Annotated in this window: 15 protein-coding genes; 8 read left to right on the top strand and 7 right to left on the bottom strand. The window is 42.9% G+C overall.

Annotation, left to right across the window (positions count from 1 at the left end):
• Positions 1 to 27 precede the first annotated feature (27 nt).
• Entirely contained in the window at positions 28 to 2,394 is a 2,367-nt protein-coding gene (locus I6H64_RS08475; RefSeq protein WP_056985145.1) for a hypothetical protein, read from the bottom strand.
• A gap of 30 nt (positions 2,395 to 2,424) precedes the next feature.
• Positions 2,425 to 3,900, bottom strand: a complete 1,476-nt coding sequence (locus tag I6H64_RS08470) for a BglG family transcription antiterminator (RefSeq protein WP_056985147.1) — start codon at positions 3,898 to 3,900, stop codon at positions 2,425 to 2,427.
• Positions 3,901 to 4,485: 585 nt separating this feature from the next.
• On the opposite strand from I6H64_RS08470, the gene I6H64_RS08465 reads away from it, so the two are divergent.
• Positions 4,486 to 4,764 carry a helix-turn-helix domain-containing protein gene (locus I6H64_RS08465; protein ID WP_024862726.1) on the top strand — a complete coding sequence of 93 codons (279 nt, stop codon included), beginning with the start codon at positions 4,486 to 4,488 and terminating at the stop codon, positions 4,762 to 4,764.
• 526 nt (positions 4,765 to 5,290) lie between these two features.
• A complete protein-coding gene (locus tag I6H64_RS08460; RefSeq protein ID WP_002830829.1) occupies positions 5,291 to 5,539 on the top strand; it encodes a hypothetical protein in 249 nt (82 codons plus the stop codon).
• Between the two features lie 545 nt (positions 5,540 to 6,084).
• Here I6H64_RS08460 and I6H64_RS10180 read toward each other — a convergent pair.
• The gene (locus I6H64_RS10180) at positions 6,085 to 7,047 is read right to left on the bottom strand and encodes a hypothetical protein (protein WP_232623499.1); all 963 of its coding nucleotides are present in this window, start codon (positions 7,045 to 7,047) and stop codon (positions 6,085 to 6,087) included.
• 44 nt (positions 7,048 to 7,091) lie between these two features.
• Positions 7,092 to 7,703 carry a MucBP domain-containing protein gene (locus I6H64_RS10175; RefSeq protein ID WP_232623498.1) on the bottom strand — a complete coding sequence of 204 codons (612 nt, stop codon included), beginning with the start codon at positions 7,701 to 7,703 and terminating at the stop codon, positions 7,092 to 7,094.
• Positions 7,704 to 7,784: 81 nt separating this feature from the next.
• Between I6H64_RS10175 and I6H64_RS08450 the strand changes: the two genes are divergently transcribed.
• The 6 genes from I6H64_RS08450 (at position 7,785) to I6H64_RS08430 (ending at position 13,355) form a co-directional block, all read left to right on the top strand.
• Complete coding sequence (locus I6H64_RS08450; protein WP_056985149.1) at positions 7,785 to 9,233, top strand: hypothetical protein; 1,449 nt, start codon at positions 7,785 to 7,787, stop codon at positions 9,231 to 9,233.
• A 721-nt stretch (positions 9,234 to 9,954) separates the two neighbouring features.
• A complete protein-coding gene (locus I6H64_RS10170) occupies positions 9,955 to 10,125 on the top strand; it encodes a hypothetical protein (RefSeq protein ID WP_008842233.1) in 171 nt (56 codons plus the stop codon).
• A gap of 72 nt (positions 10,126 to 10,197) precedes the next feature.
• Complete coding sequence (locus I6H64_RS08445; RefSeq protein ID WP_232623497.1) at positions 10,198 to 10,962, top strand: serine hydrolase domain-containing protein; 765 nt, start codon at positions 10,198 to 10,200, stop codon at positions 10,960 to 10,962.
• A gap of 46 nt (positions 10,963 to 11,008) precedes the next feature.
• Positions 11,009 to 12,049 carry a glycosyltransferase family 2 protein gene (locus I6H64_RS08440; protein ID WP_008842235.1) on the top strand — a complete coding sequence of 347 codons (1,041 nt, stop codon included), beginning with the start codon at positions 11,009 to 11,011 and terminating at the stop codon, positions 12,047 to 12,049.
• Between the two features lie 2 nt (positions 12,050 to 12,051).
• Complete coding sequence (locus I6H64_RS08435) at positions 12,052 to 12,216, top strand: hypothetical protein (RefSeq protein ID WP_002830834.1); 165 nt, start codon at positions 12,052 to 12,054, stop codon at positions 12,214 to 12,216.
• A 23-nt stretch (positions 12,217 to 12,239) separates the two neighbouring features.
• Positions 12,240 to 13,355 carry a collagen binding domain-containing protein gene (locus tag I6H64_RS08430; RefSeq protein WP_036685796.1) on the top strand — a complete coding sequence of 372 codons (1,116 nt, stop codon included), beginning with the start codon at positions 12,240 to 12,242 and terminating at the stop codon, positions 13,353 to 13,355.
• Positions 13,356 to 13,441: 86 nt separating this feature from the next.
• Here the strand turns inward: I6H64_RS08430 and I6H64_RS08425 are convergent, their stop codons facing one another.
• The 3 genes from I6H64_RS08425 to I6H64_RS08415 form a co-directional block, all read right to left on the bottom strand.
• Positions 13,442 to 13,627 (bottom strand): hypothetical protein, encoded by a 186-nt coding sequence (locus tag I6H64_RS08425; RefSeq protein WP_024862722.1) that lies wholly within the window; start codon positions 13,625 to 13,627, stop codon positions 13,442 to 13,444.
• 25 nt (positions 13,628 to 13,652) lie between these two features.
• Positions 13,653 to 15,068 (bottom strand): PTS transporter subunit IIC, encoded by a 1,416-nt coding sequence (locus I6H64_RS08420; protein WP_056985151.1) that lies wholly within the window; start codon positions 15,066 to 15,068, stop codon positions 13,653 to 13,655.
• A 184-nt stretch (positions 15,069 to 15,252) separates the two neighbouring features.
• On the bottom strand, positions 15,253 to 15,555 hold the full coding sequence (locus I6H64_RS08415) for a PTS sugar transporter subunit IIB (protein ID WP_002830837.1): 303 nt from the start codon (positions 15,553 to 15,555) through the stop codon (positions 15,253 to 15,255).
• Between the last annotated feature and the right edge of the window lie 21 nt (positions 15,556 to 15,576).

Raw genomic sequence — 15,576 nt, 5'->3', positions numbered from 1 at the left:
TAGGTTGCTGAAAAATGCCCAGCAAAACTAGGTTTGTTGCGTAAAATTAACTTTGCCAGCTAATGCAGTGAAGAAGGCCCCTAGGTCAGGATCAATTTCGTCACCGTTTCCGCCACCGCCACCACCGTGGGAGCCGCTAAAGAAGTTATTCGCAGCACCGTCAGGCGGCGCTAAAGGTGATTGTAAACGTGGATCAACCAGATTATGTTTTGCGGAAAAGTGTTGCTTAGCTAGATTTTCCTGTAGCCGAGATTGTTGGGTTAACTCTTCTACTAAAACGGGGTGATCGCTATTTTTAGAATGAGAACGTTGGTTAGCTTTTTTAGCAGGTTGCTGATTAGCGGTCGATTGATCCGCAGATTTGCTAGCGGCTAACGCGTTCGTAAATATAGGTGTATCCCGTTTTTGTAATCCAACCTGATAAGTAGCGTTGCCGGCGCCAAATTTTAGTTGGCTGAGTGGCGTTCCTGGCGAAACTAAATCGTAGCCATGCCGCAAGAAACCTAAGATGTGGTCAGAAAGTTCAAAAGGAACCCGCGTATTTTGCCAACCACTGTAAATTTGTTGGTCAACCACGTGACCATTTCCATCAACGAACGCAATGGTTACCGTGCCTCGTTTTGGAGAAGCAGAAGCCGTTTTATGGGAACTAGATGACGTTCCGTGCGAAGGTTTCCGTGAACTTCCTTGATGGTCAGAATGGTTACTTGAATGATGATGGCTAGCCGCGGAACTCGAAGAATCCGCGGAATTGTTCGACGAAGCCTTACCGTTACTAGAGCTAGCTGAACCAGGTTCATCAGAATGGTCACTTTGGTGGTCATCCTTACCAGAACCATTATCTTTTGAAGAATGGTCGTCACCGGATGAACTATTATCTTTTGAAGAATGGTCGTCGCCGGATGAACCATTATCTGACGAAGAGTGGTCGTCCCCAGATGAACCGTTATCTGACGAAGAATGGTCGTCACCGGATGAACTATTATCTGACGAAGAGTGGTCGTCCCCAGATGAACCATTATCTTTTGAAGAATGGTCGTCACCGGATGAACCGTTATCTGACGAAGAGTGGTCGTCGCCGGACGAACCGTTATCTGACGAAGAGTGGTCGTCGCCGGATGAACCATTATCTGACGAAGAATGGTCATCACCAGATGAACCGTTATCTGACGAAGAGTGGTCGTCACCAGATGAACCGTTATCTGACGAAGAGTGGTCGTCGCCGGATGAACCATTATCCGACGAAGAATGGTCATCGCCGCTAGATGAATTATCGCCTGAATCTGATGAATCATCCGAGGCTTGGATTACCTTAACGGTCAGGTTGTCCGAACGGCTGGCAGCAAGCCTATATTTGATTTTTTGAAGCTGTCCTGTAGCTAATTGATATCCCTTAGGCAAGCGAACTTGATAAATTCCCACATCGTTAATAAAGCCCCTGATTTTATCGGTCGAGACCGTTTTACCAGTAGTGGCGTCTACGTAACTAACTGTGGCAGTTACTTCCGTCGGATTTTTAGGTAGTACGGTAACTTTTCCGGTTCCGACGTCGCCCAACGTATAGTGCTGGTGGTAAACCCAGTAATCTCCGCCCATATCGCTTAACTTTTTCCGTAACGCTTGGATACCGAGGTTGTTTAAAGTGTATTGGTAAGTCCCCGGTAAATTGGAATCCTTTTTGGTTTCAATCCAATCTTTTTCAATGGGGACTCTGTCGACTACTTTTCCGTCTGAATCCGTTAGACTGAGTTTCAATCCAGCAACGTGATCAGCAAGGGTTTGGTCGTCAGTATAATACTCTGCTGCTGGCAACGAAACGTTTAAAGTCGTATTTACGTCCATTGGAAAGTCAGAAATAGGAAGTACTCCGTGAATATTTGTAAATGTAATACGTCCGGAAGTTTTCGTGCGCACTACTTCGTGGACTAATTTTTGAATAATCGTTTTGGAAAGGGTAGCTCCATAGTAAGTATGCCCGTTTAAATTAATCGGATGGATAGCTCCCGTATTGATAACTTGGTCGCCAACGGACAAAGTATAGGATGCGTTGACCGGCGGGGAGTCCAGCTTAAACAGCATTACTCCTTCAGTATCGGGAGTGACAGAGCGATAGCTTCCCAAATGATTAATTAACAAAGAGTAAATCCTACCATTAACTTGCACTGACCAACTTTTATCTCTGCTGGTGAACGTATTTGTATCGTCGTCATAGTAAATGGAGCTTAAGTCAGGGGTTTCATCAGCATGAGCGATTAATTCTGCCAATGGTAATCGGCAGTGTAAAACCGTGTTTTTAAGCAGAGGGGCGCTAACGATCCCCATGGTAGCTAAGGAAAAGGCAAATGTCGACCGCAAAAGAGTTGTGAACTTTTTACTTGAATTTTTATTAGACATTCTTTGATTTCTCCTTAATCTTATTAATCATTAGTAAATTGGTTGGTTAAATAATGCAAAAGCTTTTTTAGCCCGAACATTTTCGATGATGTCCCCTAAATTAGTCCAGTCTTCTGGTGTAGGAGGGTCTTCCCAAGTTAATTGAGGTTGCTTTACAGATTGCGAATAAATATCGGACACAAAAATATCCGTATTATTAGAGATGTTTGTCTCAATAATAATATTTGCATGATGAAATGCGTCTAAAGAGTTGATTACATATTCGGTATATAAATCTCCTTGAGAAAAATCAACCGCCACGTAAACTCGTTCTTTTAATAAACGGGCGGGGATGTTATTGATTAACGCAAACATATAACCGTAGTAAAGGTTAACCCACTTAGGAGCGTCCAGGGTAATCTCGTGTTCAGTCTGAATACTCTGTAAAAATCGATGAATTAGGATGTCAAACGATGGGTAAGTTTTCCCGAAAAACTTGATGGAATTTTCCCGTACGAAAGTAGAGGGCTCAATATAAAATGAAGTTAATTGAAGGTTAACGTTAATCAAATCGTGGCGAAGGGACTCTTCGGTGTTTTTGTCCAAAGTTGACGTAATGGGGTAGTCCTTTAGCCACTGAATAAGACTGTTAGTTAACTGGGTTGCTAAAGGAAAGTTATTTGATATAACCCGGTTGCTAGAGTCGGTAATGTAACCCTTCGCAAGCAAAAAGCCGTAGAAATAACTCATTTCATACCTATCTAGATTAAAATGACGGCCGAGAACGCGTTGTAAACGTTGAGACAACTGCTGATATTGGTCGTTACTTTCGTCAACATCAACGGTTAAGGTTTCGTTGTAGTTTTGATTACGATGTCGAAGAATCCAGATTCGCAAAAAGATTGACAATTTAAATTTTTGACTTAATCGTAAGGGATGCGTGAAATAAGGTTGGCATGCTTGAACGATTTGGTCAACTAGGTCACTTAGTTCAGGAAATGGCGAGTCGAGTCCGTTGTAAAGGCTATAGTAAAACTGAAATAAAAGTAACCGCTGATGAAATTCTTCTCCCACTTTTCCATTTTTAGGATTGTCCTTAGAATAATTAGCGATGATTTTATTCAACATTTTAATTTGTCGGTAAAATACTGATCGGCTAATTGGAGTGTCCTGTAAGTACTGGTTAGGAGTCTTTAGGTTTTCATAAAACATTAAATACTCAAACACAGGTAAGAGGGGAGAACGTAATACGTACACCAATCGGATCTTATTGATTACTAAACTGGAAAGGTTTTGTGCTTGCCACAGCCCCTTTTGTAATTCGTTAATGTGGATGTTTTGCTGGGGAGCGAGTTCGCGTAAATCAGTGTTAATGGTACTTAACGCAGCATTTAATTTGTACGAGCTTACTCCTAGCTTGTCCGCAACGTGATCCATGTTGACAGGTGCGTCCGCGGCACGGTTGATTAAGGATAAAATTTCAAAAGATAATTGATCTTTTTTATCCATTAATAGTATTGGATCCATAAATACCTCCTAGCTCTCTTCTATTAGTAATAATACCGCTTGTTGAACGTTGTCACAATTGAATTTGGCATTAAAAACAGTTGGTAGTAATTTTTAAACTTTATAGTGTTAATTTTGTCTGACATATAAGACATATCTGCGATACAAATTGCAACGCTTAGCGAAAAACGGGGATGGATTAGGGTTAGCTAGATTATTTACGCGGGACGGGAAATCTTTGAGTACATGTCGAATTAATAAGTTTTATAACTATCACTTTATGTACAAATTAAGTTAAATTAGTTAATAATCTCAAAAAGTTTAAATTCGACTAGGTAAACTGATGCATAGACGGAAAATGGTGCCGAGTGACCATTTTTTCTAGAAAACAAAAATTATGAGAAATTTACTTCCGGGTGATGATATATACTACCTAATGTAGACGGGGTTTACCAAACGACGCGAAAAATTATGATATTAGATGATGGTTTAACTGCGTGGTTTAGATAATCAATTGATCCATTTCAACCCCTGGTTTAAAAATGTGGCCGAGCTATGGTCGGAAACAACAAATGTAGCAACGATTTAATTAAGGGAGTTATTTTTATGGGCATCGATTTGCGCGAATTAGAGGTATATAGTGCCAGCGAAGCGGCAATGATGTGGGGAAAGTCGCAAAATTTTGTTCGCCATTTAAAAATTAACGGGACAAAAGTATTTCCTGAAGGAACCATTCGCAAGTTTGGAAATAGTTGGTTGGTTACCCGTGAAGGAATGGAAGAAGTTCTAGGTTGCGGCCCACAAATGACCTTGGCTCAAGCACAGCGAGAGTTAAGGAAAATCAACCAAGAAAGAAGAGCTAAGTATAAGCACCAACACCAATAAGTTGGTGAGGCAGTCAGGAGACAGTGACTGAACACACAAAATTATTTCTGTGATGAAGTTAAGGGTGGCTAGTTGCTAAGAAACTGGCGCAGTGTTTGGCAGGTTAGCAACGTAGTGACTACTTTTAAACTTAACTTTATAAAGAATAAACTAACATAATGTCCCCCAAATACGTGACCATTTTCTTTACGAAATTGGCCACGTTTTTTTGTTATGTCAGCTATTTTGAAACGAGATTTCAAAATAGACGCCTATACTAAGTAAAAAAATGAAATACGCAAGAAAAGTTTGCTTGTGAATCGCTAAAGTGCCTTGATGGTTAAGGCCGGTAAATTAATATTTTGAGCGGGAAAGTTTGTGAAATTGATACTTTTTGTGAAATGGAGCTATAAAACGCTTGCACTTTTGAATTTTAAAGTATATTATAACAACACAAGTTAAGTTTTAACTAATCAAAGGTATAAATAAAGTTTAAAGTGATGGTAGCATTAGTTACAGGTAATAGCTTTTAAGGGGGATAATTCACATGGGACCACAAATTTTTCACAGGGAAAATAGCCAAGTAAATAACAAAGTTGTCGATTTTGAAATTTACAAAAGTCGGCAAAAATTGCGGCAAACGGCAGCAGCTTTGACAGATATTTTTAACGAAGTACTTGCCGATAAACCAATGTTTTGGCAGTCAATTCCGGTGAAAAAACGGATGTGGCAAGCAACGGTAGTGAATATCTTTGATTTTATGGAAAACCGGACTCCGAAGTTCGAATCGCAATAGTGCCTCAATCAAGTTTTAAAGATTGTTGGCCGAGAATGCATTCACCAAGGGGTCGCAGTAAACTTAAACAAATAATTTTTAAAATACCTTTGTCCCACTTAGTGGGGAGTAGACGCATACAGAAGAACTTTGCTTTTATTGGGGGATAATTGCAGAGTAGCTATAGCAAACCGGTTAAATTACGTAAACGGGTTTCAAAAATAGCTAAAAAACTGGAGTTGGATTCTTAATGTCCAACTCCAGTTTTATTTTAAATCTTTTTTGGCATTTTTGAAGAAATAAATTACGGAAGGATAATTATTTCTGGTACCCGCATTTATATGACCGGGGTAACGGTGGATTTGCTCTGCAATGCAGCCGAAACGTGTTCGGAAACCCAATTCCTTCCGGTTAACTAAATTACGACATCAATTGCTAAAACCGCAATTAATGTCGTGCTTCTCTGCGATGTAGTCAAAACGTGCTCCAGACCCCAGTCTTCTCCGGATAACTAAATTTCAGCATCAATCGCTAAAACCGCGATTAATGCTGAAATTCTGTTATCCTCAAAGACTACCCGGGCTCTTCCGCACTCTTTGCCCCATTACCAACCTACCCGACATTTTATACCACACCTGGCCCAGCTGAGTGTGGCTTTTTGTATCTCCGTTTAACTTAATTATTTTTTGGACGTGGTTATTCCAATCATCGAAAGCCAGTACGGGATGGTGATCCCTTGGGAAATACCGTTTTAAATTCAAACGGGCAAGTAAATCTGGCACCGGAGCAGGCTGCTGATCATTCACCGCCAGCGGAATCGTGCCCGTAGGAACCGGATAACGTGGTTGTGATTGAGCAGACTGCGGGCGACTTGAGCTACTAGAAAGCGACTTACTTAGCTGCTGCGGATGACGCCAGGCGACCGCTGGTTGAATCGCCGGCGTTGCCCGTTGTAAGGGGCTGACTGGTAGCGCAGGACGCTGCTCCGCCGGCGCCAAAGTAGGTGGCGTTACAGGCTGGGATGATGACGACATTTCCGAAGGAGTAGGTTTAACCTCCGCAGGAAGGACTGGTGGCGTTTGAGAACGTAAATGAACTTCGTAAAGGTGACCAGATTCCTTAATTTCATCAAAAGTGAGCGATCCCTGCGGCAAATCACTGCTGACTAAGCGATAGTCTTGATGATCGAAGGTCTCAGTTAAATTGGCTTGGGGATGCTTAACATCCACGTTGACCGTTTTGGAAGAAACTATTTTTCCCGTCCGGTCGTCAATCCACCGGATTACGGCCGTTTTCTTTTTTAATTGGTAACGGACCGTGATGTTTAAGTCGGTACTAGCAGGAGTTACGGGCGTGGCCGGTACCGCATCCTTAGCTGGATCCGTTAGTTGGTAACCATGGGGCAACGGGTCGGGTACCTCGGTAAAAGTAGCTTGCGTACCACTATGCCAATTTTCAGAATCCCGAGGATTGCCTTGATCATCCATTTGAAAATCAGTCGAGGTATTCGAAAAATAGTTTTTTGTCACATGTTCAGCTAAATTATCAACGGACACAAAGGTAATGGGCTGGGCTACGTGGGTTGGCGCAACCGTTTGGCCATTTTTATCACATAATGTATAGTTTCGTTGATAGTTTTAGCTTTGAAGTGGTATATTGGAGCGTAAATATAAGTAACCATACCGTTGTCGCCATCTTTGTTAAGTCTTCCCCGAGTTGGAAGACTATCAGGCGCAGTACCGACTAGCCGGTAATTTTTAATGGACCGGGGCTGACTAACGTAAGGCTCGCCAACGTGGGGGCCGTGCGGATAGTACGCTTGCCCGGTTCCTAGCAAATGGCCGGACTGGTCAACGTACCGTACGCTAACCGTTGCATGGCAATGGTGATGCCAATGATGGTGATGGTGCTTATTTCCCCAAAAATAATGGTGCGGATCGGCTGATGATGAGGCGATCGCACTAGCAGATGATCCCCAGTAATCTAACCTCGGCGGCCGGCTTGCGGCCTCTTGCGGTGCAATTTGAGGAGATGATGCCGGATAAGTTGATTTGGATACTTGATCACTAGCAGCTACGGAAATGGGGGACAACATAACGTTTAGTCCAATGGTCACACCGACTAAGCTAGTGATGAACCATTTACGACCGTAATTATAGAACCGTTGGTAGTGATTTGTTCCCAAGATGATGAACCCTCCAGACATATTTTTAGAGTTGGATCTTTAAAAATATCTTCAACAAATCATCTTAAGGAGTTTTTATTTATGATCGAAAAGTTTAACCGTTTATTGGACGACGAACAACAATTGGTGCTCCAAATGGCCGAACTTTACATCCACGATCCAGAAAAGAAGCTATCAATTAGCTATCTACAAAGTGAATTAGGCGTTAGCCGTCACCAAGTGCTAATGGCCTTTGATTTGCTGAAAGATACCGTTGCGTCACTTAACCTGAAAAACATCGACTTGGCCTACGATGGGAAGGGGATCATTGCCATGTATGGCTTGACGACGTCATTGCTTAAACAGCTTTTGGAAGAAATGGCGCTAAGGTCGATCCGTCTAAATGTTTTTATTAATTCCCAATTAGGAATTTACGGGACTCAAGCCCAATTCACGAAACGTTTTGGGATAAGCCGAGCAACTTATTATCGCAATATTATGGGAATCCGGCAACTCTTCACCGAAGAAATTTTCAACTATCGTTCGTTGACGGAAGCAAGGTTGCGACAGGTATTGTTTAGTGTGATTCACCATTTTTTTAACGGAATTGACGGGCTCCCTGGTGAATACCGAATGGAAATACCAACCGTTTTGGAACAAATTTGTACGGATTGTGGGATGTGTCTTAAATACACCGAACGGAAGCGACTGGTTAATTTTGCTTTTGTACAAGCTCAAAGAATTCGACAGGGGCACGTACTTACAGAGTTATCCGATTTAAGTCCGGTGGCTGCTGATGACGATGGTCCTGATTTTGGTCCCCTTAATCAGTTTTGGGGGCTGGAGGACGAGGATTTGCGTCGGGAAAAACAGTACTTAACGATTTATTGTCGAGTAAACGAGCTGCTGGATTTTTCAATTGATCAATGTTGTGGACCGCAGCTACAAGAATGTTTACAGGATTTGGTGGATAGTCAAACGGAACTTTTATACAGCACTTTTGCGGACGCAAGTTTGGAAAAGGCGATTGGCCGAATTAAACGAGCCTTAACTCAAACGAATGCAAAGGTGTTCTCGCCGTTTTACTTTAGTGAAACGTTCGTCGATCCCACAAAAATGCCCTTTTTTAACGAAACTTACCCCGCAATTGACGCGGTGGTAAAGCAGTTGTTGGGTGAGGTGGCTAAACGCCGCCAGCTATACATCGATCAGGACGTGTTAACCCAGTTGTACTACACGTACATGCTGATTTTATTGGAACATTTGCCGGTGAAATTTTTAAGCCGAACGGTTAAGATTACGGTAGATTTTTCGAATGGACCAATCTTTACGAAGTATATTGTGGCGCAGTTGCAGCAGTTTGCACCGCTAAATATTGAAATTATGATGGAACTAACGGAAGAAACGGATATCTTCCTCTCGGACCAATCGTTTGCGGAACTAGATTGTGAACAAATGATATGGGAGTCGCCACCGTTAGCGGCGGATTGGGAGCAGTTGGGAGATATGATTGTGAGGATTAAGAATCAGAGTGCGGAAGGACCCGGATAGTTCTCGAGGATTAATTGAATCCCGCCGTTAATCGCGATTTAGGCGATTGACGGCGGGATTTTATTAACCGGAGGGAACGGGGTCCAGGAGCACGTTGCTAAAAAATTAGATTTTTGAACTGAAAAGGCTGAAAGAGTTAATAAATCGTTTGCTATATTGGCTTTAATAGAGCCAAAACGTATGCCAAAAGTCAGTTTGTTTAACCCTAATCGATCATTATGCCAGATTCGAGCATAATGGTCGATTTTTAGTTATGCCTCACAAACTACCCGGCCTTTGCTTAAAATATTATTCTAATTTTGGCTAAAAAAGGAACCGCGTTGATACCCGGTAGTGACAGATTCTCTCAAGTTTTTCAAATCAATTTCAAAATGTGAAACGTCAGGAGTCTTTACTGTCAAGGGGTCGGATTATATGATGAAAAAGTACTAATCGTTGAATTAGTACAGGGGGGATCATTTTGAATATCCTAGCAGCTTAGGATATGGGGACAACGGGAGGCTGGAAGAAACTAATCGTTTTTTCTGGCCTCTGCGTGTTTATATGGCAATTATTCAGGTCAAAAAGGATAGTCCCTCACTGGCCAGTTCAAGAACTAAAAGCGAAGCCGGCTTTCGCTAAATCCCTACCCATTTTAATTTAGAAAGGTGGTCGCGCTGCAATTAAAAAGCGATATTGGTTTTGGATAATAATTGGGTTACAAGTACTATTTGTAGCAAAAATGGTACACGACACCTACTTCAGTGACCGCTGGGCCACTCGTTACGTGGTAAAAGCCCGTGGCGATGTGGTTACCAACGTGGACTATACTTTAACGAAAAATCGTTTTAGCGGAACGGCTTTAATCGTTAAAGATCATAAAGTGTTGTTACATAAGGGTTATGGTAAGTAAGATGCCACCCATGCTAACGATGTAAAAACGTTATATAACATTGCCTCGATTGAAAAGAGTATGACTTCAATCATGGTGGCGAAATTGGTGCAGTTAGGAAAGTTGTCTTTTGATACAAAGCTAGCCCGTTTTTATCCGACAATTCCTAATGCTAAAAATATTACCATCCGCGATATGTTAACGATGACTTCGGGATTGGAAGCAAGTAGTGATCCGGAACGGGCACTAAACGAAAAACAGCTTACAAACTATTACGTGCACCATTTGGCGGTGGACCCGCGAAAAGGTTGGGATTATGACGCGGTGAATTTTCACTTGTTGGTAGGTGTGATTACCCAACTTACTCACCTAAACTATCAGGACAGTTTCCAACAGCTGATTAAATTACGGCGGCCCATTAAAATTATGAGCATGCCCAATTTTAAAAATCCGCACGTGGCAAAAAGTTACCACAAAAACGGTCGGGCATATCTTAACCCGGCTTACATTTATCGTAACGAGGTTGGTACCGGAAGTTTTTTTATGACCGCAGGCGACCTGTACCGGTATTTTGCGGCACTGGTGAACGGTCAGATCATCCCGCTTAAGGTGGTTAAGCAGCTTTTTAAAACTTCTACCCAAAGCGTCTATGCTGGGGGAGTTTATCAAAATCGGCTATATTACCGCGGACATGGGATTTTACGTGGATACGAGCCATCGATTATTTTCAATCGCTCGGCGGGAACGGCGGTCGTTTTGTTAGGTAACCGGCGTGGTCGAGAAACCACGATGAAATTAGCAAACAGCATTTATTCGTTAATTAACCAGACCCCTTATTTGGGCGGGAATTCATATTAACGAGGGTAGCTGCGGATACTTTTACTTGGGGGAGAAATGAAAAATTATGTACGTAACGGCAATTGTTCCGGCGCACAACGAAGCTGGAAATATTAAACGCGCGGTCCGAGCGCTAAAAAGACAGGTTGATAAAGTAATTGTGGTTTGTGACCGTTGTGATGATGATACATACCAACGCGCTCAACAGGCAGGGGCCCGCGCATTTGAAACTGTGCAAAATGAAGGTCGAAAGGCGGGGGCGCTGAACCAAGCGCTGGAGAATTACGTAGATTGGCAGCGACCGGACCAGTATTTGTTTATCTGTGATGCAGATACCGTGATTACGGAAGACTGGATTGAACACGCTAAGCGAGTAATTGTCCAGGGAGATTATGATGCAGTTGGCTCCGTCTTTTACGGAACGGCTAACCGCAATAAGCTGATTGAGTTTTGCCAGCAGTTGGAGTGGTATCGCTACGCCAATCAAGTTCGCCGTAGTAAGAAAGTTTTCGTCTTAACCGGGACCGCGTCGTTGATCCGAGCAGAAACGCTGCAAAAGGTTCGACAACGAATTGGGACCTTTTACCGCGAGGATTCGATTACCGAAGATTTTGCTCTAACGCTAGATTTAAAAGCAGCGGGGGCCAAAATGATTTCGCCATTGTCGTGTTATTGCACGACTGAGATTATGCCAACGTGGCGCTTGCTATATTTACAACGGCGCCGCTGGTATTTAGGAGCGCTTCAGCAGGTGACTCGCCGACGTTGGGACAAAATGATGTTGCCGTATGTTTTCCAACAGTTGATGTTATTAATTTCGGTGTTCGCTTTTTTAGGATTGATTGTGTTCACCACGTACCTGATGCTCGAAAATTTAATGATTTTTAGTTTGCTGTGGTTTGTAATTGGCGTGATTTTTGCTACCGAGCGGGTGGTGACCATTTGGGACCAAGATTTCCAGGCTAAGTTTTTTGCCCTTATGATGCTGCCGGAACTAATGTATAGCTTGTTTTTACAACTGGCTTACTTAGGCGCGTTGCTTCAATTGCTCCAGGGGTCAACGGGGACTTGGAACCACTTAAATACTGATCAATCAAAGGAGGCATAAAAATGTATACCAACGTACAAAAAAACGGAATGTTATGGATTGGATTTAGCTGGAACGGCCTGTATCATGGGTTGGCCATCGTTTCGATATTCTTTGCTATTTTAGCGGTGGGAACCATCCTACGGAGTATGTGGGCCCGGACGCATTTTGACCCAACTTGGGAATAGTTAAGTTTTAAAAGGAGATTAGTGTGAGGAAAAGATGGCTACTTGGATTAGTGATCGCAATTATTTATTTTTGGGAAAGCAATCAAACCATTGCGTACTCATCCACTGATTGGGGCGACCAATTTATTACTAACGTAAGTTTGGGAGATGCGCAACACGACGATCGTACTAGTTTTGGTTTGTACGATAAGCTGGTTGGAAAATGGGAATTTAAAATTCCTGCCAACGTACCGGTCAAGGCGCAAGACCAACTCACTTTTAAAGTCCCCCGAAATTTAAGACTGGTCAGCAACGCCCAATTCAACCTGAAAGACCGGCATGGGCAAGTGATTGGACGGGTAGATGCACAACGCGGGAGCGGTAAAATCACGGTGCGGTTAGCGCGCTACGTTACGCAACATGACGGTGGCATTTACGGCAACTTTAAATTAGGACTTTTATGGGACTACGACCGGGTCAAACCTGCTTCCACCGTAGCTGTCAGTTGGCCACGTTTACGAACCGAAAAATATAAAATTTTACCGCATCGGGGACCTAATTCCCGAGAAACGGTGTATTCATGGGGTTGGTATGATACTAAGGATCCTCAATTAATTCATTGGCGAGTACGCCTTAATTATGCAAAGCAACCGCTCCGACAAGTAACGTACACGGACTTGGTCGGGATAAACCAACAGTTAGTCCCGGATTCGATCAGGGTCAAAAAGGTTAAATTTGATCGGAGCGGTCGCAAGTTTAAAGTTTTGGCAAGTCGCTCGCCAAAACGAATTACCCAGTATAGCCAACTACGGTTTGCGGTGGCGTTGGGTGACTTGAATGGTGCCAACTTGATTGATTTTGAAACACGGGCAACTAATTCAATGGCCCGGTGTTTTAAACACCAAGCGCAGTTAACCGGGGTTAATCTCAACGAAAAAAATACCGGTAAGACGCCCGTAAAGCAGGCTTCGGGGACCGGAAGCAGACTAGGAGAAATCCGTGGAGTGAGTTTGCGAGATGACGATGCTCGTCAGCCCCTTCCGCTGCGGTTAGACACGGTTTTAGCCGGCGATGATCACCAACTAGTAATTAAGTTTGGTTTAGTGACGTTAGGGTTGGTAGCTTGCGTAAGCTGGTTTGTCTACCGACGTCCACGATAATAGAGTAGTTAGCAAAAACCCGCCAGGTTGGCCTTACCAACTTGACGGGTTTGCTAATCTAATTAAAAGGGGGAAATTCTATCCGGCTACTTTTTAGGAGCAGCGGGATGTTTCTTTGAGATTTGGGTGAAGGCGATCACGCACATCAACGCTTGAAAACCAAAGGTCCAAACGTTACGACCGAAAAGGGCAGGAACCGTAGATGCGGCGACCACCACCATGGCCCAAGCAATGATTCTGGACATTTTAGTTTGATGCTCTGGTTTTATCATAATGCAGGTTCCTTTCGGTTAAAAATTATTTTGCGTTAGCGGCTTTTTCAGCAGCGTAAGCAGCATTGCGTTTCTTCATTTGTTTTGCGTACCACCAGAAGAGGAGGACGTAAGCAGCGAGTGCTAACAACGCGTAAATCATGAAGGTGATTTCACCAGTCGAAGCTTTACCAACTAAGTAAGCTAAGAATTGTTCGATTGGTCCTTCCTTGGTTGATTCAGCAATCTTAGTACCAGCGCTCAAACCTGCTGGGAAAGCCCCCACTTGTTTAGCAACGTTGGTAATGAATGGAGCACTTAAAGTACCGGCCCAAAGGAAGATTGGCATTTCAATAGCCCCGATGACGATCATCCGAATAATCTTACCGCGGGTAACCACCAACAGCGCGGGAGTAACTCCCATCGCGATGATTCCACCAAGTGGAAGGATGTGGTTGCCAGGCAATACTAAGGCTTCAAGCAACATCACTGGTGCTAAAACGTTAGCAGCTGCCCAGATTTCAGCACGTCCTGCGATAAATGGCCAGTCCAAACCAATGTTTAACTTCCGTCCGTGAGGGTGCTTGTTAGCTAAGTCAGTAACCCCTTGGGAAAGTGGTTCAACAGCAGCGATGAACCAAGCTCCAATTTGGGAGAATAACTGCAAGCAGACCCCGCCGGTAAAGGCTAAAGTCAAAATTTCTTTTGGATCTTGCCGAGCAACTAGACCGATAAAGACCCCTAGGTAGCAACCAATGGCAAAGTGGCTGCCCCAGAATCCAATCCGTTTGTTTAATTCAGCAGAGTCAAAGTCGTACTTATCTAACCATGGGAAAATTTTGTCAAAAATCTTGTCGAACAGCATGATTATCGGGTTCATCATGTAGTTTAAATGGGTAGTAGTCATTGGGTTATCATCTGGCGCGTTTAATAAATCGTTAAACGTGGGCTTCATTAAGTCGGAGTTGATAATCTTTAGAATACCGATAATTAAAATCAAAATAATTGCAATTAATAAATTGGCACCAAAGTACATTGCCATCAATGCCGTAAATGAAATGTGCCAGATGTCAAACACGTCGACGTCCAAAGTGTTGGTCCATTTCAAAGCCAACATAATCAAGTTCAAAATTACCATCAAAAGTAAGAAGAACAGGGTGTATGGCGAGCCCCAGGTGATGGTAGCCAATGGAGCCCAACCAACGTCGGTAACCGACAGATTAATCCCTGTCGACTTAACAAAAGCGGCCAAAGGAGCTTGGTAAGCGGTGGTTAAAATATTAATAATGGCACTAATCCCGGTTAAAGCAATCGCGAGCTTAATACCGCCTTCCAAGGCTTTGGAAAACTTAACGCCTAATGCCCAAGCCAATAAAGTTAAAACAATCAGCATGATTGGGGCAGCCCCCAAGTCAATGATTGGCTTGAAAATCAGGTTGGCAAAATGAATGATTCCATTCATATAATCTCACTCCTTTATTTAGTTGTAGTTATGATTTATAAAATTGAAACCAGATTGATTAATGACCGCTTAAAATGAGCAGCCATGGGGAACGCCGTCTAAAACAATGAAGGCGCTTACTTGAATGGTATTAAATAAGGGGAATCCGAGCCAATTGGGGATTCCCCTTTGTTTAAGCAGTTAATTAGCCTTGGATTTTCTTGATTTCTGCTTCGATTTGGTCGTAAACAGGTTTAGCCATTGCGGGCATCCGGTAAAGAATTGCCCCAGCATCGATTTCAGGAATATCAATGTCAAAGCCAAGGTCAGGATGGTTGATTGGTAAGAAAATTTGAACGCCTTCCATCTTTTCAGGAGTAACGTCTTTGATCATTTCTGCGTCAACAGAAACGTCGTAACCACGGTTCTTCATTTCTTCTTCGACAGCATCCTTAATTTGATGACTTGAATTAACACCAGCACCACAAGCAGTTAACATTTTAATCATAATAAATACCTCCACATAAGT

This window comes from Pediococcus acidilactici (genome assembly GCF_016127815.1).
Taxonomy (GTDB): domain Bacteria; phylum Bacillota; class Bacilli; order Lactobacillales; family Lactobacillaceae; genus Pediococcus; species Pediococcus acidilactici.
Note: the sequence above shows the minus strand (reverse complement) of the source record. Positions and strands in the feature narration are given on the sequence as shown.